General features: G+C 68.3%; 18 protein-coding genes. 9 read left to right on the plus strand and 9 right to left on the minus strand.

Going from position 1 to position 23871, the window contains the following annotated elements; translation table 11 throughout:
* The first annotated feature begins 104 nt into the window (after window positions 1-104).
* Complete coding sequence (locus GR303_RS19140) at window positions 105-1046, plus strand: alpha/beta hydrolase (RefSeq protein WP_161724887.1); 942 nt, start codon at window positions 105-107, stop codon at window positions 1044-1046.
* Window positions 1047-1181: 135 nt separating this feature from the next.
* Here GR303_RS19140 and GR303_RS19145 read toward each other — a convergent pair whose 3' ends face one another.
* The 4 genes from GR303_RS19145 to GR303_RS19160 all read right to left on the minus strand — a co-directional run bounded on the left by GR303_RS19145 (window position 1182) and on the right by GR303_RS19160 (window position 5462).
* Window positions 1182-1853, minus strand: a complete 672-nt coding sequence (locus GR303_RS19145) for a response regulator (RefSeq protein WP_161724890.1) — start codon at window positions 1851-1853, stop codon at window positions 1182-1184.
* Between the two features lie 128 nt (window positions 1854-1981).
* Window positions 1982-2434, minus strand: a complete 453-nt coding sequence (locus tag GR303_RS19150) for a secondary thiamine-phosphate synthase enzyme YjbQ (protein ID WP_161724892.1) — start codon at window positions 2432-2434, stop codon at window positions 1982-1984.
* Window positions 2435-2436: 2 nt separating this feature from the next.
* The gene (locus GR303_RS19155; protein ID WP_161724894.1) at window positions 2437-4299 is read right to left on the minus strand and encodes a cisplatin damage response ATP-dependent DNA ligase; all 1863 of its coding nucleotides are present in this window, start codon (window positions 4297-4299) and stop codon (window positions 2437-2439) included.
* Window positions 4296-5462, minus strand: a complete 1167-nt coding sequence (locus GR303_RS19160) for a ligase-associated DNA damage response exonuclease (RefSeq protein WP_161724896.1) — start codon at window positions 5460-5462, stop codon at window positions 4296-4298. The genes GR303_RS19155 and GR303_RS19160 overlap by 4 nt, the downstream gene beginning before the upstream one ends.
* A 635-nt stretch (window positions 5463-6097) precedes the next feature.
* Between GR303_RS19160 and GR303_RS19165 the strand changes: the two genes are divergently transcribed.
* A complete protein-coding gene (locus tag GR303_RS19165) occupies window positions 6098-7027 on the plus strand; it encodes a class I SAM-dependent DNA methyltransferase (RefSeq protein ID WP_161724899.1) in 930 nt (309 codons plus the stop codon).
* A 147-nt stretch (window positions 7028-7174) separates the two neighbouring features.
* Here the strand turns inward: GR303_RS19165 and GR303_RS19170 are convergent, their stop codons facing one another.
* Window positions 7175-7993: an SDR family oxidoreductase gene (locus GR303_RS19170; protein ID WP_161724902.1), complete on the minus strand. Its 819-nt coding sequence runs from the start codon at window positions 7991-7993 to the stop codon at window positions 7175-7177.
* A gap of 86 nt (window positions 7994-8079) precedes the next feature.
* Entirely contained in the window at window positions 8080-8562 is a 483-nt protein-coding gene (locus tag GR303_RS19175) for a GNAT family N-acetyltransferase (protein WP_161724904.1), read from the minus strand.
* Window positions 8563-8656: 94 nt separating this feature from the next.
* Between GR303_RS19175 and GR303_RS19180 the strand changes: the two genes are divergently transcribed.
* Together GR303_RS19180 and pdeM are read left to right on the plus strand one after the other, a co-directional pair.
* A complete protein-coding gene (locus tag GR303_RS19180; protein ID WP_161724907.1) occupies window positions 8657-11332 on the plus strand; it encodes a ligase-associated DNA damage response DEXH box helicase in 2676 nt (891 codons plus the stop codon).
* On the plus strand, window positions 11329-12030 hold the full coding sequence (gene pdeM, locus GR303_RS19185) for a ligase-associated DNA damage response endonuclease PdeM (protein WP_161724910.1): 702 nt from the start codon (window positions 11329-11331) through the stop codon (window positions 12028-12030). Before GR303_RS19180 ends, pdeM begins: the two co-directional genes overlap by 4 nt.
* Before the next feature lie 2 nt (window positions 12031-12032).
* On the opposite strand, the gene GR303_RS19190 is transcribed toward pdeM, so the two are convergent.
* From GR303_RS19190 to GR303_RS19200, 3 genes are all read right to left on the minus strand, one after another.
* A complete protein-coding gene (locus GR303_RS19190) occupies window positions 12033-12794 on the minus strand; it encodes a TIGR02186 family protein (RefSeq protein WP_161724913.1) in 762 nt (253 codons plus the stop codon).
* A complete protein-coding gene (locus GR303_RS19195) occupies window positions 12791-13720 on the minus strand; it encodes a sulfite exporter TauE/SafE family protein (RefSeq protein WP_161724916.1) in 930 nt (309 codons plus the stop codon). The genes GR303_RS19190 and GR303_RS19195 overlap by 4 nt, the downstream gene beginning before the upstream one ends.
* 162 nt (window positions 13721-13882) lie before the next feature.
* On the minus strand, window positions 13883-17098 hold the full coding sequence (locus tag GR303_RS19200) for an SEL1-like repeat protein (protein ID WP_161724919.1): 3216 nt from the start codon (window positions 17096-17098) through the stop codon (window positions 13883-13885).
* Between the two features lie 363 nt (window positions 17099-17461).
* Between GR303_RS19200 and GR303_RS19205 the strand changes: the two genes are divergently transcribed.
* From GR303_RS19205 to GR303_RS19225, 5 genes are all read left to right on the plus strand, one after another.
* Entirely contained in the window at window positions 17462-17872 is a 411-nt protein-coding gene (locus GR303_RS19205) for a MerR family transcriptional regulator (RefSeq protein ID WP_161724921.1), read from the plus strand.
* Between the two features lie 285 nt (window positions 17873-18157).
* Window positions 18158-19951, plus strand: a complete 1794-nt coding sequence (locus tag GR303_RS19210; protein WP_161724924.1) for an acyl-CoA dehydrogenase C-terminal domain-containing protein — start codon at window positions 18158-18160, stop codon at window positions 19949-19951.
* 18 nt (window positions 19952-19969) lie between these two features.
* Window positions 19970-20239, plus strand: a complete 270-nt coding sequence (locus GR303_RS19215) for a hypothetical protein (RefSeq protein WP_161724926.1) — start codon at window positions 19970-19972, stop codon at window positions 20237-20239.
* Window positions 20240-20251: 12 nt separating this feature from the next.
* Window positions 20252-21460: an acetyl-CoA C-acetyltransferase gene (locus GR303_RS19220; RefSeq protein ID WP_161724929.1), complete on the plus strand. Its 1209-nt coding sequence runs from the start codon at window positions 20252-20254 to the stop codon at window positions 21458-21460.
* A gap of 147 nt (window positions 21461-21607) precedes the next feature.
* Complete coding sequence (locus tag GR303_RS19225; RefSeq protein ID WP_161724932.1) at window positions 21608-23818, plus strand: FAD-dependent oxidoreductase; 2211 nt, start codon at window positions 21608-21610, stop codon at window positions 23816-23818.
* Window positions 23819-23871 lie beyond the last annotated feature (53 nt).

Raw genomic sequence — 23871 nt, forward strand, 5'->3', positions numbered from 1 at the left:
ATCTCGTCAGAAGGCGTCACTGGAAGAAAGCGTAATAGACCTGGGGCCACACCTGTGCTTCATCGCAGGGGCCGGCGACGAACGCAACCCGACGCGAGTTCCGCATGATCGACCCCGCCCTCTTCGACCCCTCCGCCGTCAGCGAGGAGATCCGAGCCCAGAACGCCGCCATCGTGGCAAGGCTCGCGCCGCTCGGCCGCTACTGGGAGGCGCCGCCTGCGCTGATCCGGGAAAACCGGCGCAAGGGCCTGGGAGCCTTCCCGCTCATGCCCTTGAGCAGCCGGGCCAAGACTATCGCCATCGACGGGCCGGGCGGGCCGATCCCCTTGAGGGTCATCGCGCCGGAGAACCCGCGCGGGGTCTATCTCCACATCCATGGCGGCGGCTGGACCATCGGCACCGCGGACGAGCAGGATCCCTGGCTCGACCGCCTGGCGGACAAATGCGGCCTTGCGGTGGTGTCGGTGGAGTACCGGCTCGCCCCCGAGCATCCCTTTCCGGCCGGCCCCGACGATTGCGAGGCCGCCGCCCTCTGGCTCGTCCGCGAGGCGGAAGGCCGCTTCGGCACCTCGCGCCTGTTCATCGGCGGCGAGTCGGCGGGGGCGCATCTCTCGGCGCTCACCCTGCTGCGCCTTCGCGACAAGCACGGCCTCAAGCCTTTCAGGGGAGCGAACCTCTTTGCCGGCTGCTACGACGTCGGCATGACCCCGAGCGCCGCCAATTGGGGCGACGAGCCGCTCATTTTGAACACGCCCGGGATCAAGGTCTTTGCCGACAACTTCTGCGGTCCCAGCCTGAACCGGCGCGATCCTGCCGTCTCGCCGCTCTATGCGGACCTGGCCGGCCTGCCGCCTGCGCTCTTCTCGGTGGGCACCCGCGATCCGCTGGTCGACGACACGCTGTTCATGGGCTCCCGCTGGATCGCGGCGGGCAACAGGGCGGAACTCGCGATCTGGCCCGGCGGCTCCCACGTGTTCATCCGCTTCGACAGCGCGCTCGCCGAGCAGGCCCTGTCGCGGATCGATACCTTCATCGAAGGCCTTTGAGTCTCCTGCTTTTCGGATAGCTCCGCCCTCATCCTGAGGAGCCTGCGCAGCAGGCGCTGGAGACGCCTCGTCCTTCGAGATGGACCTGACGGTCCTCCTCAGGATGAGGCTCTTGTTGAGTTTCTTGGTTGCTGCTCAATCCGCCCCGGCCGGGGAGGGGCGCTGGGTCACGCCGATCTTCGAGGCCGCGATGACCGCCTGGGTGCGGCTGTCCACGCCGAGCTTGTCGAGGATGGCCGAGACATGGGCCTTCACGGTGGCTTCCGACACCCCGAGCTCGTAGGCGATCTGCTTGTTGAGGAGGCCCTCGGAGAGCATGGTGAGCACGCGCACCTGCTGCGGGGTGAGGGTGCCGAGGCGGCGCACGAGATCGGCGGTTTCCGCATCCTCGGCGGCCGAGAGGTCCACGTCCGGCGGGGTCCAGGTGTCGCCGGCGAGCACCGCCTGGATGGCCCCGCCGATGCTGTCGATGTCGATGGATTTCGGAATGAAGCCGGAGGCGCCGAAATCCATGGCCCGGCGGATCACGGTGGGCTCTTCCGTAGCGGACACGATCACCACCGGAAGCTCGGGATACTGCGCCCGGAGCGACATCAGGCCGGAAAAGCCCTGGACGCCCGGCATGGTCAGGTCGAGCAGGATCAGGTCGACGTCGCGTTCCTGGGAGAGGGTGGCGTTCAGGTCGTCCATGCCGCTCGCCTCGATCACGCGGGCCCCGGGCATGATGGAGGAAACGGCCTGTCTCAGAGCGCCACGGAACAGCGGATGGTCATCGGCAATGATGATCGTGGTGGATTGACTTTGCACCTGTGCCTACTCCCACGAGACGCTTGCCCTGAGCCTTAGCCGCATCCTCGAGGAATTGGCAAGGCGGCAAACGCCGTTCTCGGTCATTCTAGGGGAAACTCCGGAGGCGTCCCATGCAATCATGCGGATCAGGCCCCGATCAGATGCACGATGATGTCGCGGGTGTGCGGCCGGTCACGATGCTCCGCCAGATAGACCCCCTGCCAGGTGCCCAAGACCATCTGTCCGTTCACGACGGGAATGCTCAAGGACACCCCGGACAGCATGGTCCTGATATGGGCCGGCATGTCGTCCGGCCCCTCCGTGGAGTGGACATAGTCCGCCTCGCGGGGCGCCAGCCGGTCGAGAGCCGTCAGCAGGTCCCGGCGCACGTCCGGATCGGCATTCTCCTGGATCAGGAGCGAGGCCGAGGTGTGGCGGCAGAAGACCGTCAGCAGGCCGTTCAGGACTCCGGTGCCGAACACCCACCGCGACAGGGCTTCCGTGATCTCGGTGAAGCCCTGGCCCTTGGTCTCCACCACGAGCCGGCCGTTCACCTGCTGGGTTACGCTGGCCTCGGAGAGGGTTTCCACATCGAGCATCGTCACGCCTCCTTCCGTTTTGCCCCGTCAGCCTTCAACGGATGAACCTCCTGTTCGCCCCGCTCCAGGATCTTCTCGAGGGTCTCGATCCGGTCGGCCTCGGCCGCGGGCTTGTCCCAGCGGATGCGGTTGATGCGGGGAAAGCGCATGGCGACCCCGGACTTGTGCCGGGTCGAGCGCTGCAGGCCCTCGAAGGCCACCTCCAGCACGAGGCCGCGATCCTTGCCGTATTCCACCTCCCGCACCGGGCCGAAGCGGTTGATCGTATGGTTGCGGACATAGCGGTCGAGCTTCACCAGCTCCTCGTCGGTAAAGCCGTGATAGGCCTTGCCCACCGGCACCAGCTCCTCCCCGTTCGGCCCGTCGCGCCAGACGCCGAAGGTGTAGTCGGAATAGAAGGACGAGCGCTTCCCGTGCCCGCGCTGGCCGTACATCATCACGGCGTCCACAAGGTAGGGGTCGCGCTTCCACTTGTACCAGTAGCCCTTGGGGCGGCCGGGCAGGTAGGGGCTGTTCGCCCGCTTCACCATGCAGCCCTCGATGGCGTCCGCGTCGGGGCCTGCGCCCACCGAGGCCGGATCGGCGCGGGCGGCGGCGAGATCCTCCCAGGTTTCGAAGGGCACCATGGGCGAGAGGTCGATGCGCGGATCGCCGAGCCGGGCGACGAGGGCCTCGAGGCGCCGGCGGCGCTCGGCGAAGGGCAGGGGGCGCAGGTCCTCCTCGCCCTCGAACAGGATGTCGTAGACCCGCAGATGCGCGGGGAACTCCGCGATCAGCTTCGGCGTCACGGCCTTCCGGTTCAGGCGCTGCTGGAGCACGTTGAAGCTCTGCACCCGGCCCTCGCGCACGATCAAAAGCTCGCCGTCGATGGCGCCCTCGAAATCGAGCGCCTCCACGAGGTCGGGAAAGGCGCGGGAGACGTCCTCGCCGGTGCGGGAATAGATGCGCCGCACCGGGCGTCCGTCGCTGCCGCGGCCGGCGGCGGCCTGGAGGCGGATGCCGTCCCATTTCCACTCGGCGAGGAACTCGGAGGCGTCCAGCTTCGTAAAGTCCTCGTCCTCCAGCGGGTGCGAGAGCATCGATGGGCGAAAGGGCGCAGGGTTGCCCGATTCCGGTTTGAGCCCCCGGCCCTCGACCCAGGCGAAGAGGCTTTCGTAGGGCGGCTCGAGGCCGTGCCAGACCAGCTCCACCTCGTCGGGCTCGATCTGCCCGAGCTGGGCCACGGCGGTCTTGGCGAGCCGGGCCGAGACGCCGACCCGCAGCTCCCGGGTGATGAGCTTGATCAGCGCCCAGCGCCCGGTCTCGTCGAGGGCATCCATCCATTCCGCAACCCGGGCCGGCAGGTCGCTCTTGCTGGTGGTGGCGAGCGTCTCGATCACCTCGGTGAGGGTCGGCACGTGCGGCGGCGGGTTGTTGTGGCCGACGGTAGGTGCCGCAGATTCCCTCCCCCCTTGTGGGGGAGGGCTAGGGAGGGGGGTGTTGGCGCCTTCCTGGTTCCAGTCCTGCGCTGCACCCCCCTCTCCAACTCTCCCCCACAAGGGAGGAGAGGGCAGGTCGGCGCCATTGGATACTCGCGCAGCAGCCTCATGCCCCGGCGCGGGCCAGATCAGGGCCACGGTCTCGGCGAGGTCGCCCACGTAGTGGTAGGACATCCGGAACAGCTCCGGATCGGTGCGCTCCTCCACGAGGCCGCGGATCAGGCCGGGCTTGGCCTCCTTGAACATGAGCGCGCCGGTCATGGCGGCGAGCGCATAGCCGCGGTCCGGGTCGGGGGTATGGCGGAAATAGTCCGTGAGCAGCCGCAGCTTGGCATTGCGGCGCGGCTCGTAGCCGAGGCGGTCGAGGAGGGCGGCGAAGCGGTTCATGGCATATCCTCCCCTTGAGGGGGAGGATCGGCTCGAAGAGCCGAGGTGGGGTGATCGGCGCCGTCGCTTTCCGAAGTTGGTGTTTCCACCCCGCCCCGCCGTCCTGACGGGCGTCGACCCTCCCCCTCGAGGGGAGGGTGGGCGGCTTCCTCCGCCTCCCCCTCGTCGCCATAGCCCAGCATGTGCAGGGGCCGCGCCCTGATGCCGTGGGTGGTGCACCAATGGACGAGGGCATCCTCCTGGCCGTGCGTCACCCAGACCTCCCCTGCGCCGGTTTCCCGGATCGTGTGGCAGAGGTCGTCCCAGTCGGAATGGTCGGAGATCACGAGCGGCAGCTCCACCCCCTTCTGCCGGGCCCGGGCCCGCACCCGCATCCAGCCGGAGGCGAAGCAGGTGACGGGGTCGGGAAAGCGGCGCGACCAGAGGTCCTGGATCGAGGAGGGCGGGCAGATCACGATGGCGCCGGCGAGCTTCGAGCGCTCCGCGGCCACCACCTTCGGCGTCTCGCCCAACGGGATGCCTTCGGATTTATACAGCTCGGTCAGGCGCTCCATGGCGCCGTGCAGGTAGATCGGCCTGTCGTAGCCCTCCTCGCGCAGGAGCGCCATGACCCGCTGCGCCTTGCCCAGCGCATAGGCGCCGACGATATGGGCGCGCTCCGGGAACAGGGCGACGGAGTCGAGAAGCTTGCGCACCTCTCCCCGCGTGTCCGGGTGGCGGAACACCGGCAGGCCGAAGGTGGCCTCGGTGATGAACACGTCGCAGGGCACCACCTCGTAGGGAAGGCAGGTCGGGTCCTCGGCGCGCTTGTAGTCGCCCGAGACCACGACGCGGGTGCCGCCGGCCTCGATGGAAACTTGAGCCGAGCCCAGCACATGGCCCGCCGGCGTGAAGCGCACCGTCACGTCGCCGACGCGGAGGCTTTCCCGTAAGGGAGCTTCCTGGGTCGAGCCGGCGAAATCCTCGCCGTAGCGCACGCCCATGATCCGCAGGGTCTCCCGCGTCGCCATGACCGAGCGGTGGCCGGAGCGGGCATGGTCCGAATGGCCATGGGTGATCAGCGCCCGCTTCACGGGCCGGACCGGATCGATGTGGAAGTCGCCGAGGGGGCAGTAGAGCCCTTGCGGGGTCTGGGTGAGGATGTCGGTGGAACGCAGCGCCATGGGAGGAATATAGGGTCGGGTCAGTCGGTGTCAGGTTGAGGAATAGCGCTTCCTTGGCGAGGTTCCCGGTATCCCGGGCAGCCTGTCGCAGATCCAGCGCCTTCGGGCCCGCAGCGTGAGCTGCGAGCCGTCAGGGTTGCTCGAGGGTGGCGCTTGGGGCAGCCCGGCTCGATGGGTGATGGTGGAAGGTGAAGAGCCGAACTGCTCGTCACGCGCGGTTCTTTTCAGGCGGACCTGGAACAAGCCAGGATCGGCCTCCCGCGACCACAGGCGTGCGAGACCTGCGGCGGGACCGCGCCCCGTCCCGCATCTGCGACGCCTCGCGAGCGCGCCCCTCACCGGACGAGGATGAGCCATGATATAGCCCAGCTTGCAGCCGAAGTCAAGAACAAAGTGAGAACATTACACCCGCACCTTGCCCTCTCCCCGCAGCGGGAGAGGGTGGCCTGCGCAGCAGGCCGGGAGAGGGGCCGTGCTCGACCTGCCACTCCCCCTCTCCCGGCTCGCTCCCCTCGCCACCCTCCCCCGCAAAAGGGGGAGGGAATGGCGGCACATCCTAAACCCGATCTGGATTGGGCAGGGTTCAGGGGTGCTGCCTGATTGACAGCCTTTTCTCTCTCCCGCATCCAGACGCCATGCTGCCAGCCTCCACCGTCCAATCCTCCGGCGATCTCCTCGCCGACCGCCGTTACGAATATGCCCGCGCCGCCTTCGAGGAGCGCGATTTCGAGGCCGCCGCCGATCTGGCCCGGCAGGTGCTGGAGATCGCGCCGTCCTTCGCGCCGGCCCAGGCCATGCTGGGGCGCTCGCTCGTGGAGCTGGGCCAGCGGGACGAGGCGGCGGCCGCTCTGCGCCAGGCCTTGGCCCTCGAGCCGGAGGATGCGCTCGGCGTGCGGCTCGATCTCGCCCGGCTCGGGGCGCTCGCGCCCGACGCGGCGATCACCGACGGCTACGTGCGGGCCCTGTTCGACGACTACGCGCCCAAGTTCGACCGGCACCTGACCAAAAGCCTGCGCTATCGCGGCCCCGAACTGATCGCCGATGCGCTTCGCCGCGCCTGTTCCAGGCAGATCCGGGATTACCGCTTCGGCCTCACCCTCGACCTCGGCTGCGGCACGGGCCTGATGGCGCAGGCGCTCGACGGTCTGTGCGCGGCGATCGAGGGCGTCGACCTTTCTCCCCGCATGCTGGAGAAGGCGCAGAAGACGAAGCTCTACGATGCCCTGCACGAGGGCGAGCTGGTCTCTTTTCTCTCCGGCCGCGGCACGGCCGAGGCGGATCTCGTGGTGGCGGCCGACGTGTTCGTCTACATGGCCTCGCTCGATGCGGCGTTCCGCGAGGCGCACCGGGTGCTCGGGCGCGAGGGGCTCTTCGCCTTCACCGTGCAGGCGCACGAGGGCGAGGGCTTCATTCTCGGCGAGGATGCCCGCTACGCGCACGGCGAGGCCTATCTGCGCGCGCTTGCGGACGCAGCCGGCTTCACCACCGTCATTCTCGAGCGGGTCTCGACCCGGGAAGATCGCGGCGTGCCGGTGCCGGGCATCCTGTGCGTGATGCAGCGCTGATTTCCAACGTTGAAGTCACCCTCAGGCCTCATCCTGAGGAGCAGCCGTGAGGCTGCGTCTCGAAGGAGCTTCCAGAGAGCACTGGAGCCTCCTTCGAGACGGCGCTGACGCGCCTCCTCAGGATGAAGTTGTGCTTGTGGGAACGGTCTATCGCACCGGCTTCGACGGATGCGGCGCGCTCTCGTAGCAGCCGAGCACCGACTGGTCGAAATCGATGATCGAGCCGGTCATCATGCCGGACTCAGTCGAAGCGAGGAACGCCACGGCGCGGGCCACTTCGTACGGATCGAGCAGGCGGCCGAAGGGCTGCTCCGCCGCCGCCTTCTCGAGCCAGCCGTCCTGGGCGCCGTGATAGGTCTTCATGATCCGGTCCTCGCCGGGCGTGTTCATCCAGCCGATGTTGAGGCCGTTCACGCGGATGCGCCAGGGCATGAGGCTGAAGGCGGCATTCTTGGTGAGCGTGGCGAGCGCCCCCTTCGAGCCGCAATAGGCCGAGATGAAGGGCTGGCCGCCATGGGCCGACATGGACAGGATGTTGACCATCGCGCCCTCGATCCTCTCGCGCCGCATGATCTTGGCCGCCTCCTGCATCAGGAAGAACGGCGCGCGCACATTCACCGCGAACATGCGGTCGAAGAGCTCCGGGGTGGTGTCGAAGATCGTGCCGCGGTCGGTGATGCCGGCGGCGTTCACCAGCACGTCGACGCGCCCGAAGACGCTGTCCGCCCGGGCGGTGACCTGGCGCGCCTCCTCGACGCGCTCAAGATCGGCCCGCACGAACTCCGTGTGGCAGCCCTGGTTGGAGATCTCGCGGGCCACCGCGTGCCCGCGCTCCTCGTTGCGGCCGCAGATGACGATGCCCTTGGCGCCCCGCTCGGCCAGGGTGCGGGCGATGGCCTCGCCCACGCCTTGCGTGCCTCCGGTGACGACGGCGACGGCGTTCTGGAACTGGGTGTCGTGGGGCATGGCGTTTCGTCTTCTCGTTCTCATGGTTGGCGTGGCTCACCCTGACGGGATCACGGACCGGATGGCAAGCGCCGACGGGGCGGCGTTCACATCTTGAGCTCCTTCACCATCGCCCAGCAGGCCACCGGGACCGGCCCGTTCCGGGTCTCGGCCTCTTCCGTGATCGTATCTGCCACGCGCCAGCCGCAGCGCTCGTAGAAGGCGCGGGCGCTGTGGTTGCCTACAAGGCAAAGGAGGCGGGCCCGGTCGAAGCCGCCGGCCCGGATCGCATCCTCGCTGGCCTGCAGCAGCCTGCGGCCAAGCCCTGAGCCCCGGCCGTCCGGTGCGATGTAGAGCTGGCCGAGATAATCCTGCGTCCAGGCGGCGAAGCCCAGAATCCGGCCCTGCGCATAGGCCGCGAGCGGCGGTGCCGGAAGATTCCGGACCCGCGCGATGAAGAAGGCCTCGTCGCGATAGGCCGCCACGTCCCGCGGCTGCAGGGAGGCCTGCGTCTCGCGCCACACCGCGTGATAGAGCCGGCCGATAGCCTCCAGCTCGTCCCGTTCCGCTGCGCGAAGCTCGCTCCTCATGGCGCCTCCTCGAAGCCTGGGATAGAGTCACAACGTATCACCCGTCAAGGCGCTCCCTGGCGAAACCGGCGCCGAGGCTTATGTTTCAGGACAGATGTCTCACCGCCCTGCCTCCCTCCTTCCCAAGACCTTTCGCGACTGGTTCAAAGGCCGCGGCTGGACGCCGAGGGCGCACCAGCTCGACCTGCTCGCCAAGGCTAAGCAAGGGCGCTCCGTGCTGCTCGTGGCGCCGACGGGAGCCGGCAAGACGCTCGCCGGGTTTCTGCCGAGCCTGGTGGAGCTGGCGGAGCGGGGGCCGGGCCGGGGCACGGCCAAGGACAGGCGGGGCCTGCACACCCTCTACATCTCGCCCCTGAAGGCGCTCGCCACCGACGTCGCCCGCAACCTCGAGATCCCGGTGGCCGAGATGGGGCTTCCGATCCGCATCGAGACCCGCACGGGCGACACGCCCTCCCACAAGCGCGCCCGCCAGATCGAGCGCCCGCCGGACATCCTGCTCACCACGCCGGAGCAGCTGGCGCTGCTGCTCGCCCATGCGGAGGCGCAGGAGTTCTTCCAAAATCTGCGCCGGGTGGTGCTGGACGAGCTGCATTCGCTGGTCACCTCAAAGCGCGGCGACCTGCTGTCGCTGGGCTTGGCGCGGCTGATGACGATCGCGCCGCAGGCCACCGCCGTGGGGCTGTCGGCAACGGTGCGCGAGCCGGACGACTTGAGACGATACTTGGTGCCGCAGCGAAGCGCTGTTTCCCTCCCCCTTGCGGGGAGGGATGAAGGGTGGGGGTCGCAAAGTCAAAGCGTGGTGACTCAATCAGATGGCGTTGTCGCGAGTACGACGCCGGACTTGGCGGAACTCTCATCCAGTCGGACCACCCCCACCCCTGACCCCTCCCCGCAAGGGGGAGGGGAAACGCCCATGGCCGATCTCGTCGTGGTGCAGGGCGGCGCGCAGCCGGACATCCGCATGCTCGAACTCGACGAGCGCCTGCCGCTCGCGGGCCATACGGCCTCCCTCGCCATGCCGGCGATCTACGAGCTGATCCGCACGCACAAGACCACCCTCGTCTTCGTCAACACGCGCCTGCAGGCGGAATACACGTTCCAGGAGCTCTGGAAGCTCAACGACGACGGGCTCGCCATCGCGCTTCATCACGGCTCCCTCGACGTGTCGCAGCGCCGACGCGTCGAGGAGGCGATGGCGGAGGGGCGGCTGAAGGCCGTGGTCTGCACGGCGACGCTCGATCTCGGCATCGACTGGGGCGATGTGGACCTCGTGGTGAATGTGGGCGCGCCGAAGGGCGCCTCGCGCATCATGCAGCGCATCGGCCGCTCGAACCACCGCATGGACGAGCCGTCGGAGGCCTATCTCGTCCCGGCCAACCGCTTCGAGATCCTCGAATGCCGCGCGGCGCTCGACGCGGTGCACGAGGCGGCGCAGGACACGCCGGATGCGCGCATCGGCGCGCTCGACGTGCTCTGCCAGCACATTCTCGGCATGGCCTGCGCCGGGCCGTTCCGGCTCGAGGAGCTTTACGAGGAGGTGCGTTCCGCCGCGCCCTATGCGGGACTGACGTGGGAAGACTTTGAAGCATGCGTGGCTTTCGTCGCCACCGGCGGCTATGCCCTGCGGGCCTACGAGCGCTTCGCCAAGATCGTGAAGGGCCATGACGGTTTGTGGCGCGTGCGCGATGCGAAGGTGGCGCAGCAATACCGGCTCAACGTCGGCACCATCGTCGAGGCGAGCATGATCAAGGTGCGGCTCGGCAAGTCCATGCGCTCGCGCCCGGGGACCGTCCTGCCGCGCGGAAGAATCCTGGGCGAGATCGAGGAATATTTCGCCGAGACGCTCACGCCCGGCGACACGTTTCTGTTTGCCGGCGAGGTGCTGCGCTTCGAGGGCATCTCCGAGGACGAGGTGCTGGCCACCCGCGCAGGCGCCGGCACCGATCCGATGATCCCGTCCTACGAGGGCGGCAAGTTCCCCCTTTCCACCTTCCTTGCTGCGCGTGTGCGGGAAATCCTCGCCGACCCGTTCGAATGGGACCGCCTTCCGCCGCAGATGACGGAATGGCTTCTGCAGCAGCGCCGCCGCTCCGTGGTGCCGGGGCCGCGCGACCTGCTGGTCGAGACCTTTCCACGCGGCAACCGCTTCTACATGACCTGCTTTCCCTTCGAGGGGAGGCTCGCGCATCAGACGCTGGGCATGCTGCTCACCCGCCGGCTGGAGCGGGCGAAGCTCAAGCCGCTCGGCTTCGTGGCGAACGATTACGGCATCGCGGTCTATGCCTCGGGCGACATCGCGGCGAAGGCGGCGCGCGATCCGGGCTTCATGGACGAGCTGTTCTCGCAGGACATGCTGGGCGACGACCTGGAGGACTGGCTCGCCGAATCCGCCCTCATGAAGCGCACCTTCCGCCAATGCGCGGTGATTGCGGGGCTGATCGAGCGCCGCTTCCCGGGGGAGAAGAAGACGGGGCGGCAGGTCACCATCTCCACCGATCTCGTCTATGACGTGCTGCGCAAGCACGAGCCCGACCACGTGCTCCTGAGGGCGGCGCGGGCGGATGCGGCAACGGGACTCCTCGACGTGAGGCGCCTCGGCGTGATGCTAGAGCGCATCCGGGGGCGAATCATTCACAAGCCGCTCGACCGGGTATCTCCCTTGAGCGTGTCCGTCATGCTGGAGATCGGCCGCGAGCGCGTCTATAGCGACAACGCGGACGAGATTCTGGCCGAGGCGGAAGCGGCGCTTCTCGACGAGGCTTTGGCGTGACGGCATTGCGGAAGAACACACAGACAACCCACGAGATCGAGCTGTCCGGGCAGCTGGCGCTCCTCGACCTGACGGGGGCGATGGTGCTGCCGGCGCACGATGCGCTGCTCGTGGCGGACCTCCATTTCGAGAAGGGCTCGTCCTTTGCCCGGCGCGGCATGATGCTGCCGCCCTACGACACCCGCGAGACGCTTGTCGCGCTCTCGGACGCGGTGTCGCGCTTCAACCCGAAGACCGTGATCGCGCTCGGCGACTCCTTCCACGACATCGGCGGGCCGGATCGCCTCGGAGCCGAGGAGCGCGCGACGCTCGCTGAGGTTCAGCAGGGCCGCGAGTGGATCTGGGTCACGGGCAATCACGACCGCATCCTGCCGGAGAGCATCGGCGGGCAGGTGGTGGAGGAGATGGCGCTCGGATCCCTCACCCTGCGCCACGAGCCCGCGGCGGGGAAGCGGGCGGAGGTCGCCGGCCACCTGCATCCGGTCGGCAAGGTGGTGATGCGCGGGCGCGCCACCCGGCGGCGCTGCTTTCTCACCGACGGGAGCCGCTGCGTGATGCCCGCGCTCGGCGCCTATGCGGGCGGGCTCAATGCCTGCGACGCGGCGTTCAAGCCGCTCTTCCCCGACGGCTTCACCGCCCATCTTATCGGCACGGAGCGCATCTTCGCCATCGCGAAGTCCATGCTCTGCCGGGATTGATCTTAGTCCCGTCTGAAGATCACGCTGGCGAGCCAGCCGAAGAAGATGGCGATGGCGGCGGTGGCGAGGCCGTAGGCCAGGGACCAGTCGCGGGCGACGACGCCCACCTGCTCCTCGAATCCCGTCTTCACCAGCTCGAAATTGGTGTTGGTGCGGGCGAGGATCACCGTGTCGGCGAACAGGGTGACGTCGACCTCGTAGTTGCCGGGCGGGGCGGTGGCGGGGAGGGGGATCGCCGCACGGAAGATGTCCGGCGTCAGGAAGGTCACGCCGCGCTCGTCCTCGAGATAGAGCCCCTCCTGCGCCTTCAGGCGCTGGAGCGCTTCCCGGAAGGGCCTGTCCGCGCCGTCGCGCTGGGAGGTGAAGTCGGTGGAGTTGACGATGGCCTCGAGGCCGATCCGCTGACGCTGCCGTTGCTGAACGCTCGTGATCTCCTCGATCGGCCGGGAGGTCATCACGCTCAGATAGGCCGGCACCGACGGAAACTTCTGCTGCTCCAGGTTGATCCAGACGGGGCCGAGCCGCTCCTTCTCGCGCACGGTCAGGAACTGACGCGGGCCGCGGACGGTGACGACCACGTCATAGGCCGTGGCGCGGGCGACGGTCTGCGCGTCGCGCTCGATGGCGCCGAACACGGCGATCTGCGTTCCGGTGTAGTTGGAATTGATCAGGACGCGGTGGTTCGAGAGCGAGGTGATCAGGGTCTCGGCCTGCGCCGAAGCGAGGCTCCACACCAGGGCGGCGAGGAGGACGAGCGCCCTCATGTGCGCACCTCCTGCACGGAGATGGAGAAGGGCTCCTCCGGCTGCAGGACGAGTTCGAGCCCGAAGCGCAGGCCCACCGCCAGCAGCAGGAGGGCGAGGAGGAAGCGGAACAGCTCCGCCCTCAGATGACGCCCCATCCGCGCGCCGAACTGCGCGCCGAACACGCCGCCCACGATGAGCAGGATCGCCAGCACCATGTCGACCGCCTGGTTCGTCACCGCGTGGAGGATGAGCGCCACGAGCGTGGTGCAGACGATCTGGAGCTGGGAGGTGCCCACCACCACGGTGGTCGGCACGCGGAAGATGTAGAGCAGCGCCGGCACCACGATGAAGCCGCCGCCGATGCCGAGCAGCGCGCCCGCGAAGCCGATGAAGAGCGAGAGCCCGATGATCGGGATCACGCTCACATAGAGCTTCGAGCGGTAGAAGCGCATGCGCAGGGGCCAGCCGAGATAGGGCGCATGCTCGCCCGCCCTGCGGCGCAGGCGCACCGCGCCGCCCTTGCGCCTGTGCCAGAACTCGCGAATGCTCTCCTTCAGCATCAGGCTGCCGACCACGGTGAAGAGCGTGACGTAGGAGATCACGATCACGAGGTCGAGCTGGCCCGCCCGCCGCGCCGCCGCGAAGAACCAGACGCCGAGCGCCGATCCGACGAGGCCGCCCGCCACGAGGATCGCGCCGAGCTTGTGATCGAGGGCGTTGCGCCGGAGCGCGCCGAGCACGCTGGTGGTGGAGGAGGCGACGATCTGGGCCGACTGGGTTGCCACCGCCACGGCGGGAGGAATGCCGAGGAAGATCAGGAGCGGCGTCATGAGGAAGCCGCCGCCGATGCCGAAGAGGCCGGAGATGAAGCCCACCGCAGCGCCCATCCCGAGGATGAGGAGAACGCTCACGGGCATTTCAGCGATGGGCAGATAGATTTGCAACCCGATCCCCCGATGGCCGGTGCAGCCATGTCGTTGTTACAGCAACCCGCGGGCGGTGTAACGGTCAGGTTCTGAACGAATGATGACGGGCTGGCCGCCTCTCTTCCCGAGAAGCGCATCGCGCGGAAGGCCGCCCCGGCTCATCCGCACGACGCCATCCCCTTAACTCCTGTCGCCCTGGGTTCGATCCAGGGCGGCGGTCTGGCCCTGAGCGGGAGCCGCCGACAGCCCGTTCGCCACCGGATCGACCGCGCGCGGCCGCCACTGGTCCAGCGCCGCCTTCGCGGCCTTCAGCTCGGCGGCGCCGAGCCGGCCCGCCAGCTCGTCGCGCTTGCGCCCGGCTTCCGCATCGCCCTGGGCGGCGGCGAGGGAGAACCACTGGAAGGCCTTCACGGGATCGGGCTTCGATCCGATGCCGCGGGCAAGCAGGATTCCCGCATTGAACTGGCTGTCCCGGAACCCGGCTTCGGCGGCTTCCGCATACCAGCGGAGGGCGGCAGGATAATCCGGCTTCCCGCTGGTTCCGGTGGCCAGCAGGGTGGCGAGGTTGTGCATGGCGCGCACATGGCCGCCCAGGGCCGCCCGCTCGTACCAGAAGGCGGCCTGACGCAGGTCCCGCGTCACGCCGGTGCCCTTCTCGTGCAGGGCCGCGAGACGCTCCTGTGCCGGCGGGAAGCCGGCCTGGGCCGCCCTCTCGAAGAACCGGGCGGCCAGCGTCATGTCCTGGGCAGGCCCTTCGGCCAGGCGAACCGCCACCTCGTGGAGCGCGGCCGCATCGCCCGAGAGCGCGGCCTGCCGCAGGGCGGCCGGGACTCCCGCCGGGAGACCTCCGGCCGTGGACGGGTCCGCGAGGAACGCCCCGGCGGCCAGGGGGGCGGACGGGGATTGCGACAGGCTCGTGGTCTGGAACACGCTGACCTTCTCGGACGTCGCGGCGCCCGGCGCATCCGCGGGCTTTGCCGCGGAGGGTGCTTCCGGCAGCTCGCGCGCTGTGGCCAGGGCCAGGCTGGGCATCTCGTGCCCGCCGGGAAGGAGCCGGGTGGCGCCGGTGGCGAGGATCAGGAGGGCGAGCCCCAGGAGAAGCGGGCGGCGGTTCTCTTCGAAGGTGCGGCGCAGGCGCTCGAACAGGGAGGGAGCCGCTCCGGGCTCGCCCTGGTCCTGCGGCAAAGCCTCGGCGGGCCGGCCCGTCTCCGCGTCGTCCGGCAGAGGGGCGGGTGGCTCCACGGGTTCCGGGGCTGCGCCCTGCGCCGCCCGCCTGGCGGCCGCGATCAGGCTCGCGCGCAGATGGGCATGGCTCACGTCGGCGAAGGCCGGCGTGGTGTCCGACGGCCCGGCTGCGGGCTTCTCCGGCGGCTTCGGCGGCAGGGTGTCGAGAGGCGCATCGAGGCCGCCGGGCCCGGGCTCCTCCATCTGCGACAGGGTGGCGGCGTGGAGGCGGCGCACGGCTGCCTCCAGGCGGTTCGCAGGAAGGGGCCTGTTCGCCTGCAGCGGGGGCATTGCGCCGCTCGGGACCTCGACGCGCGGGATCCCGGCCGAGGGCGTACCGGCGCCGGCGAGCCGGGCGGTGAGCGTCTCCAGGGCGTCGCGGACGGTGCGCAGGGTCTCCTGCGTTTTCTTGTCCGAGCGGCTGTGCAGGGCCTTCAGCTCCACGAAGCCGTGCTTGAGCGCATCCAGGTCGCCAGCCTCGGGCAGGCTGGGCCGGATGTCGGCAAGCGCGGCGCGGGCGGCGCGCTCGGCGATGCCGGCGGCCTCGGCCTGCATCTGGGCGAGGTGGCTCATGGCATCGTCCAGCACCTTCCGGAGAGGCTCGCCCGGCATCTGGCCGAGGCGCTCCGTCAAGGAGGCGATCTGACGTTCCAGGGCGTCGAGGCCGGCCTGCTGGACCGGCCTGTCCAGCTTCTCGCTCAGGGAGCGCATCATCTGCGCCATCCCGGCGGCGTCGGATCGCTCGCCGAGCTGCCTCAGCTCCTGCTCGAGGCGGTCGAAGCGCTGGATCAGGGGCTCCTGCGCGGAGGCCTCCCGCTCGGCTGCGGCTTCCATCTGCGAGGAGAGCCGGTTCACCAGGTCCGCCAGGGCCTCGCCGCCCTCGGACCGGGCGCCGGACAGGGCGGCGATGCGCTCGGTCAGGAGCGCCAGCTGCTCGGAGATGGGCTCGAGCCTGACCGGCTCCGGATCGGGGCGGCGGGCCAGGAGGTCGAGGCGACGGCTCAAGGAGTCGAGCTGCTCCGGGATCCGGCTCGTCTCCTGCGCCGTGGCCGTCACGTAGAGGGCCGAGCACACGTCGTCCAGGGAGCGCTTCAGGGCGGCCAGATCGCCGCCGCTCACCTGATGGCGGCGGATCTCCGCCACCTGGCGGCCGAGGACCTCGATGCTCTCAAAGAGACGGGCCATCTGCTGCGGCTCGGCGCGGCTGGCCAGATCCTGGCGCAGGTCCACGATCTGGCTGCTGAGAAAGTCGACGACGGAGCGGTCGACGCCGGACTCGGCGATCCGGTCGATCCTGCCCTTGAGGCTCTCGATCTCACGGCCGATGCGCTCGTGCAGGCCGTGGTTCACGCCCTCGGAGAGGGCCTGGACCTGCTCGTAGAGAACGGTGATCGAGCCTGCGAGGGTGCGCAGGTCCCTGGCCGTGCCGCCCTGTTCCAGATCCTTGGCAAGCGAGCCCAGGGAGGAGCCGAGGGCGGCGATCTCCGTCCGGGTCGCCAGGTGATCCATGCCGGAGCGCAGGCCGTCGATCTCGGCGCGGATCGCCTCCACGGCGGGGGCGAGGGCCTGGTCGGGCTGCTCCAGGCGGGTGGCGAGGCGCGCCATGTCGGCGCGCAGGCCCGCCAGGTTCTCGGACACGGGGGCGAGCGCCTGCAGCGCCTGTTCCATGGGAAATTCGATCCGCGGCGGCGCGGCCGGCTGCGCCGCCACCTGCCGCTCCACCGCGTCGAGGCGCTCCTGCAGCACGGACAGGGCCTGGGACAGGAGCGCGGCGATCCGGTCCTGCTGGTCGGAGGAGGCGCGGGCGGCCTCGTCGAGCCGGCTCTCGGCCTGCTCGATCCAGCTCGCCATGGATTCGAGCGCGACGGCGGTGCGGGACGCCTCCTGCTCCGCCTCCCGCTCCCGCTCGGCCGCAATGGCCGCCATCAGGGTGTCGTAGTCCCGCTTCGGTCGGGCCCGGGAGGCCGGGGACATTCGCGCGATCAGGCTGTCGAGATCGCTGCCGGCTTTCCGGCGCGATGGGTGGGGCGGGGAGACGGGGCGTTCGTCCTGGGCCGCGATCAGGGCGGCCCATTCCTCGAGGCTGAGGCCGGCCCGGCGCGCCGCAGCCGAGGCGAGCTCGCGGGCGTCGAGGTCCAGATCATCAAGTCTTGAGAGGACGTGTCGTCTCATGGCCGAGCTCTCGGGGAACGCGGGAACGCTTGAGCCGGGCACGGCCCCCGTGCCGATGCCCGCCTGACGGGCTGGGAGGCTGAAAGACGCGAATCACGGCGCGTTCAGACCCTTCGTCCGACGTCGCAACTTTTGTCGAGCGTAGTAAAAAACCCGTTAAACGGAGGGGATTACCCTAGACGGAAGCTCTATCCGGCGGGCTCTTCCCTTAGGTTATCTGCCAAAATCGCGGTTCTTCTGCCCCAGCGGCATATGTCGAGCGTAATACTCTTGCAAGTCTTGGAATATATGTTCTATCATTTCATTACCAAGCGGGAGGTGCCGAAAGCGCAAGCCCGCAAGCATGAAAAGACGGGGCATATCATGGATCATTACGCAGGCAGCACCGGTGTCGCTGAGGCCGGGGAAGGCGCAAAATTCTACACCATCGGCGACTTGGCGCGGGAGTTCGGCGTCACCCTTCGCACTTTGCGCTTCTACGAGGATCGGGGGCTCCTGTCCCCCCGCCGGGACGGCACGGCCCGCATCTACGACGCCCGCGACCGGGAGCGTCTCTCCGTGATCCTGAAAGGCAAGCAGCTCGGCTTCACCCTGACCGAGATCCGCGCCATGCTGGCCGAGGATCGCTCCGGCAGCGGTCCGGCCATGAACCTCAAGATGTCGCTCGACCAGATCGAGGACCAGATCCTCCATCTCGAGCAGCAGAAGAAGGAGATCGAGGAGGCTCTGGCGGAGCTGCACGCCCGCCGCGCCAGCCTCTCGGCCGCCGCCTGAAGCCTTTTCCTCACAGGCATTTCGAACCAAGAAGCCGCCCGCCCGGCAGCAGGTGCCTCGCCTGCCGCCCGGCGGGCGCTTTCGTTACGGCCGGCGGATGAAGGCACCGCGCGGGGCGTCCCGCGGCTCTGGCATCGCCGGGCTCCCGAATTGCGCTCCTCCCGAAAGATTCGTCTCGGGAGCCCTTCCCAAACCGGCAGGATAGTTTATATGTGAACTATCTACTTGGCCGGCCCGCTTCCTTAAGGGAAGATGGGGCCGGCAACCGATCTGGGAGACATCCGCATGCCGGTCTACAAGGCCCCCGTCGAAGACGTCATGTTCCTTCTGAACGACGTGTTCCCGATTGAGCGCTACAACAACCTGCCGGGCTTTGCCGATGCGACGCCCGACACGGTGGAGGCGATCCTCGCCGAGGGCGCCAAGCTCTGCGAGGAGGTCTTCGCGCCCCTGAACCTCTCCGGCGACCAGGAGGGCTGCACCCGCAACCCGGACGGATCGGTGACCACGCCCAAGGGCTTCAGGCAAGCCTACGAGGCCTATGCCGCCGGCGGTTGGATGGGGCTCGCGGCCCCGGAGGAATACGGCGGCCAGGGCCTGCCCTCCGTCCTCAACACGATCATGCAGGAATTCGTCTCCTCGGCGAACCTGGCGCTCGGCATGTATCCGGGCCTCACGCAAGGCGCGATCGCGGCGCTCCTCGTGCACGGCACGGAAGAGCAGAAGAGGACCTACCTGCCGAAGATGATCGAGGGCGCATGGACCGGCACCATGAACCTCACCGAGCCCCATTGCGGCACCGATCTCGGCCTGCTCAAGACCAAGGCCGTGCCCAACGGCGACGGCTCCTATGCCATTTCCGGCACCAAGATCTTCATTTCCGCCGGCGAGCACGACATGGCGGAAAACATCGTCCACCTGGTGCTCGCCCGCATCGAGGGCGCGCCTGCCGGGACCAAAGGCATCTCGCTTTTCGTGGTGCCGAAGTTCCTCGTGAATGCCGACGGCTCCGTGGGCGAGCGCAACGGCGTCTCCTGCGGCTCGCTCGAGCACAAGATGGGCATCCACGGCAACGCCACCTGCGTCATGAACTACGATGGCGCCAGGGGCTGGCTCGTGGGCCAGGAGAACCGCGGCCTGAACGCCATGTTCGTGATGATGAACGAGGCGCGCCTCGCGGTGGGCGTGCAGGGCCTCGCCCAGTCCGAGGTCGCCTACCAGAACGCGGTGGCCTACGCGAAGGACCGCCTGCAGGGCCGTTCGCTTACCGGCGCGAAGTTCCCCGACAAGCCCGCCGACCCGATCATCGTGCATCCGGACGTGCGCCGCACGCTGCTTTCCATCAAGGCCTTCAACGAGGCGGGCCGCGCGCTCATCGTCTGGACGGGCCTCAACAGCGACATCGCGCACCGCTCCTCCGACGACGCGCAGCGCCAGGTGGCCGAGGACTACATGGGCCTGATGACGCCGGTGGTGAAGGGTGTCCTGACCGATCTCGGCTTCGACAATGCGGTCAAGGCGCAGCAGATGTTCGGCGGCCACGGCTATATCGAGGAATGGGGCATGTCGCAGTTCGTGCGCGATGCCCGCATCACGCAGATCTACGAGGGCGCCAACGGCATCCAGGCCATGGACCTCGTGGGCCGCAAGCTCGGCAAGGACGGCGGGCGTGCCGTCATGACCTTCTTCAACGAGGTCGGTGCCTTCTGCCAGGAGAATGCGGGCGACGAGAGCCTCAAGGCCTATATCGCGCCCCTGCAGCAGGGCCTCGGGCATCTGCAGCAGGCCACCATGTGGTTCATGCAGAACGCCATGGCCAAGCCCGACAATGCGGGTGCCGGCGCCACCGACTACATGCATCTCTTCGGCCTCGTGGTTCTGGGCTATATGTGGGCCAAGATGGCGAAAGCCGCTCAGGGCAGGAAGGCTGAAGGCAACGGCGTTGCCGCTCGGATGGACGCCAAGCTGCTCACCGGCCGTTTCTTCATGGAGCGCATGATGCCCGAAACCGCCACGCGCCTTGCCCGCATCACCACCGGGGCGGACACGACCATGGCGATGCCGGCGGAGGCGTTCTGACAACCACGGGAGAGCCCCATGACCTCCAGGCAACTGCCTCTGCCAAAGCGTTTCAGCGTCGCGATGACGGAGGAGGCTTATGGCAGGCTTCGGGCTCTCCACCAGACGTATTGGTTGTCGAACAACTACCTGCTTACAGTCCTGCTCGAACATCTCGACGAGTTCGCCGATCCTGCGAAGCTCGACGCCGTGTTCAAGACGTTCATTGCCGAATACGGGGCTCCGTCCCCGACGCCTGGCGCAACCCCCGGGAAGGGGATGGGCTCTGGCGCGAAGAAACGCAGCTAGAAGGGATCTGCCATGGCTGAAGCCTATATCTACGACGCCGTCCGCACCCCGCGCGGCCGCGGCAAGCCGGATGGTTCGCTGCACGAGGTTCCGGCGGTGGACCTCGCCGTCACCACCCTCGATGCGATCCGCCGCCGCAACGACCTCGACCCCAAGCTGGTGGAGGACGTGGTGCTCGGCTGCGTCGATCCGGTCGGCGAGGCCGGCGGCGACATCGCGCGCGCGGCGGCGCTGAAGGCGGGCTTCGGCAAGGAGGTTCCGGGCGTGCAGATCAACCGCTTCTGCGCCTCCGGCCTCGACGCCGTTGCGCTCGCGGCCGCCCAGGTGATGTCCGGCATGAAGGACATCGCCATCGGCGGCGGCGTGGAATCCATGAGCCGCGTCGGCATGGGCGCCTCGGGCGGGGCATGGCCGGTCGATCCCGGCATCGCCATCGACAACTACTTCCTGCCCCAGGGCATCTCGGCGGACCTGATCGCCACCAAATACGGTTTCTCGCGCGACGACGTGGACGCCTATGCGGTCGAGTCGCAGAAGCGCGCCGCAAAGGCCTGGGACGAGGGGCGCTTCGCCAAGTCCGTGGTGCCGGTGAAGGACATCAACGGCCTCACCCTCCTGGCGCGTGACGAGCACATGCGGCCGCAGACCGACATGCAGTCCCTGGGCCAGCTGAAGGCCGCCTTCGTGCAGATGGGCGAGATGGGCGGCTTCGATGCCGTGGCGGTCGCGGCCCATCCGGACGTGGAGTTCATCAACCACGTGCACCATGCCGGCAACTCGTCGGGCATCGTGGACGGTGCGGCCGCCGTTCTCGTCGGCAACAGGGAAGGCGGCGAGAAGGCGGGCCTGAAGCCCCGCGCGCGCATCAAGGGATTCGCCTCCATCGGGTCCGATCTCGCGCTCATGCTCACCGGCCCCATCGACGTGTCGGAGCTGGCTTTGCGCAAGGCCGGCATGACCAAGGACGACATCGACCTCTTCGAGATCAACGAGGCCTTCTCCTCGGTGGTGCTGCGCTACATCCAGGCGATGGACCTCGACCCTGCGAAGGTCAACGTGAATGGCGGCGCCATCGCCATGGGCCACCCGCTCGGCGCCACCGGCGCCATGATCCTCGGAACCGCGCTCGACGAGCTGGAGCGCACAGGCAAGCAGACGGCCCTCGTCACCCTGTGCGTGGCCGCCGGCATGGGCACGGCCGCGATCATCGAGCGGGTTTGATTTTCATCCCTCCCCCTTGCGGGGAGGGTGGCCCCAAAGGGGCCGGGTGGGGGTGGTGCAGAATCGAGAGCCGCAGTGCCTTCTGCACCACCCCCACCCCTAGCCCCTCCCCGCAAGGGGGAGGGGAGAAGGATCTGGGAGGACACCATGACGAACTTCACCAATTTCCGCTTCGAGCTTGACGCCGACGGCATTGCGCTCGCCACCTGGGACATGCCGGGCCGCTCCATGAACGTGATCACCCCCGAGGTGATGGGCGAGCTGGAGCGGATCATCGAGACGGTGGCCGGTGACGAGGCCATCAAGGGCTGCGTCATCACCTCCGGCAAGGAAGCGTTCTCGGGCGGTGCGGACCTCACCATGCTTCAGGGTCTCGGCGCCGAATATGCGCGGCTGGCGAAGGAGAAGGGCGAGGAGGCTGCCATGCAGTTCTTCTTCGACGAGTCGCGCAAGCTCTCGCTGCTCTATCGCCGCCTCGAGACCTGCGGCAAGCCGTTTGCGGCGGCCGTGCATGGCGTGTGCCTCGGCGGCGCCTTCGAGCTGGCGCTCGCCTGCCATTTCCGCGTGCTGTCGGATGGCGATTCCACCCGCGTCGGCCTGCCCGAGGTGAAGGTCGGTCTCTTCCCCGGCGCCGGCGGCACGCAGCGCGTGGCGCGCCTGATGCAGACGGGCGATGCCCTGCAGATGCTGTTCAAGGGCGAGCAGATCCGCCCGCTCATGGCGCGTAACATGGGCCTCGTCCACGCGGTTGCGCCGCGCGAAGGGATCGTGCAGGCGGCGAAGGACTGGATCAAGAACGGCGGCTCCGCGGTCGCTCCATGGGACCAGAAGGGCTTCAAGCTGCCTTCCAACAAGGTCTATTCCGCCGCCGGCATGCAGATCTGGCCGCCGGCCAACGCCATCTACCGCCGCGAGACGCAGGACAACTACCCGGCGATCCGGGCGATCCTGGAATCCGTGTATCAGGGCCTGCAGCTGCCGATGGATCTTGCCTTGAAGGTGGAGTCGCGCTGGTTCGCCAAGATCCTGCGCTCGAAGGAGGCGGCGGCGATGATCCGCACGCTGTTCATCTCCATGCAGGACCTCAACAAGGGCGCGCGCCGCCCGAAGGACGTGCCGCCCACCAGCCTGAAGAAGATCGGCGTGGTCGGCGCCGGCTTCATGGGCGCGAGCGTCGCCTACGTTACGGCCAATGCCGGCCTCGAGGTCGTGCTCATCGACCGCGACCTGGAGGCGGCCGAGAAGGGCAAGGCGCATTCCCACAAGCTCATGTCCGACCAGATCATGAAGGGCCGCGCCAAGACGGCGGACCGGGATGCGCTGCTTGCGCGCATCACCGCCTCGGCCGACTACAATGATCTCAAGGATTGCGACCTCGTCATCGAGGCGGTGTTCGAGGATCCGAAGGTGAAGGCCGAGGTGATCCAGAAGGTTGAGGCGGCCATCCGCCCGGACTGCATCTTCGCGTCGAACACCTCGACCCTGCCGATCTCGGGGCTCGCCAAGAACTCGAAGAATGCCGGACAGTTCATCGGCATCCATTTCTTCTCGCCCGTCGAGAAGATGATGCTGGTCGAGATCATCATGGGCAAGGAGACGGGCGACAAGGCGCTCGCCACCGCCCTCGACTACGTGCGCCTGATCAAGAAGACGCCCATCGTCGTCAACGATTCCCGCGGCTTCTTCGCCAATCGCTGCGTGCTCGGCTACATCCTCGAAGGCCACCTCATGCTCATCGAGGGCGTGCCGGCTCCGATGATCGAGCAGGCCGGCAAGCAGGCGGGCATGCCCGTCGGTCCCCTCTCCCTCAACGACGAGGTCGGCGTCGATCTCGGCCTCAAGATCCTGCGCGCCACCAAGGCGCAGCTGGGCGAGGCTGCCGTCATCCCCGAGCAGGAGCAGCTCCTCACCACGCTCGTGGAGAAGGAAGGACGCTTCGGCCGCAAGAACCGCAAAGGATTCTACGACTATCCCGAAGGCGGGCCCAAGCGCCTATGGCCCGGCCTGAAGGACCTGCAGGTGAACCCTGCGGCGGCCGAGCTCATCGACATGGAGGAGCTCAAGGCACGCCTCCTCGTCACGCAGGCTCTGGAAGCCGCGCGCACCTTCGCGGAGGGCGTGGTCACGGATCCGCGCGAGGCGGATGTGGGCTCGATCCTCGGCTTCGGCTTCGCACCCTATACGGGGGGCGCGCTCTCCTACATCGACTTCATGGGCGCGAAGGCCTTTGTCGAGCTGTGTCAGAGGCTCCAGGCCAAGCATGGCGACCGCTTCGCGCCGCCGAAGCTTCTCCTCGACATGGCAGCAAGCGGCGAGACCTTCTACGGCCGCGCTGCTGGGGCAAAGAAGGCGGCGTGATATCGACCGTCATCCCGGGGCTGCGGAGCAGAACCCGGGATCGCCTGACGAGA

The organism is Microvirga arsenatis, from assembly GCF_009910705.1.
Taxonomy (GTDB): Bacteria; Pseudomonadota; Alphaproteobacteria; order Rhizobiales; family Beijerinckiaceae; genus Microvirga; species Microvirga arsenatis.

Coding starts and splice junctions, on each gene's coding strand:
- GR303_RS19165 (WP_161724899.1), top strand. CDS start 6,098: ATGCTGCCAGCCTCCACCGTCCAATCCTCCGGCGATCTCCTCGCCGAC.
- GR303_RS19155 (WP_161724894.1), bottom strand. CDS start 4,299: ATGAACCGCTTCGCCGCCCTCCTCGACCGCCTCGGCTACGAGCCGCGC.
- GR303_RS19170 (WP_161724902.1), bottom strand. CDS start 7,993: ATGCCCCACGACACCCAGTTCCAGAACGCCGTCGCCGTCGTCACCGGA.
- GR303_RS19215 (WP_161724926.1), top strand. CDS start 19,970: ATGACCTCCAGGCAACTGCCTCTGCCAAAGCGTTTCAGCGTCGCGATG.
- GR303_RS19150 (WP_161724892.1), bottom strand. CDS start 2,434: ATGCTCGATGTGGAAACCCTCTCCGAGGCCAGCGTAACCCAGCAGGTG.
- GR303_RS19140 (WP_161724887.1), top strand. CDS start 105: ATGATCGACCCCGCCCTCTTCGACCCCTCCGCCGTCAGCGAGGAGATC.
- GR303_RS19210 (WP_161724924.1), top strand. CDS start 18,158: ATGCCGGTCTACAAGGCCCCCGTCGAAGACGTCATGTTCCTTCTGAAC.
- GR303_RS19160 (WP_161724896.1), bottom strand. CDS start 5,462: ATGGCGCTGCGTTCCACCGACATCCTCACCCAGACCCCGCAAGGGCTC.
- GR303_RS19190 (WP_161724913.1), bottom strand. CDS start 12,794: ATGAGGGCGCTCGTCCTCCTCGCCGCCCTGGTGTGGAGCCTCGCTTCG.
- GR303_RS19200 (WP_161724919.1), bottom strand. CDS start 17,098: ATGAGACGACACGTCCTCTCAAGACTTGATGATCTGGACCTCGACGCC.
- GR303_RS19180 (WP_161724907.1), top strand. CDS start 8,657: ATGTCTCACCGCCCTGCCTCCCTCCTTCCCAAGACCTTTCGCGACTGG.
- GR303_RS19225 (WP_161724932.1), top strand. CDS start 21,608: ATGACGAACTTCACCAATTTCCGCTTCGAGCTTGACGCCGACGGCATT.
- GR303_RS19205 (WP_161724921.1), top strand. CDS start 17,462: ATGGATCATTACGCAGGCAGCACCGGTGTCGCTGAGGCCGGGGAAGGC.
- GR303_RS19220 (WP_161724929.1), top strand. CDS start 20,252: ATGGCTGAAGCCTATATCTACGACGCCGTCCGCACCCCGCGCGGCCGC.
- GR303_RS19175 (WP_161724904.1), bottom strand. CDS start 8,562: ATGAGGAGCGAGCTTCGCGCAGCGGAACGGGACGAGCTGGAGGCTATC.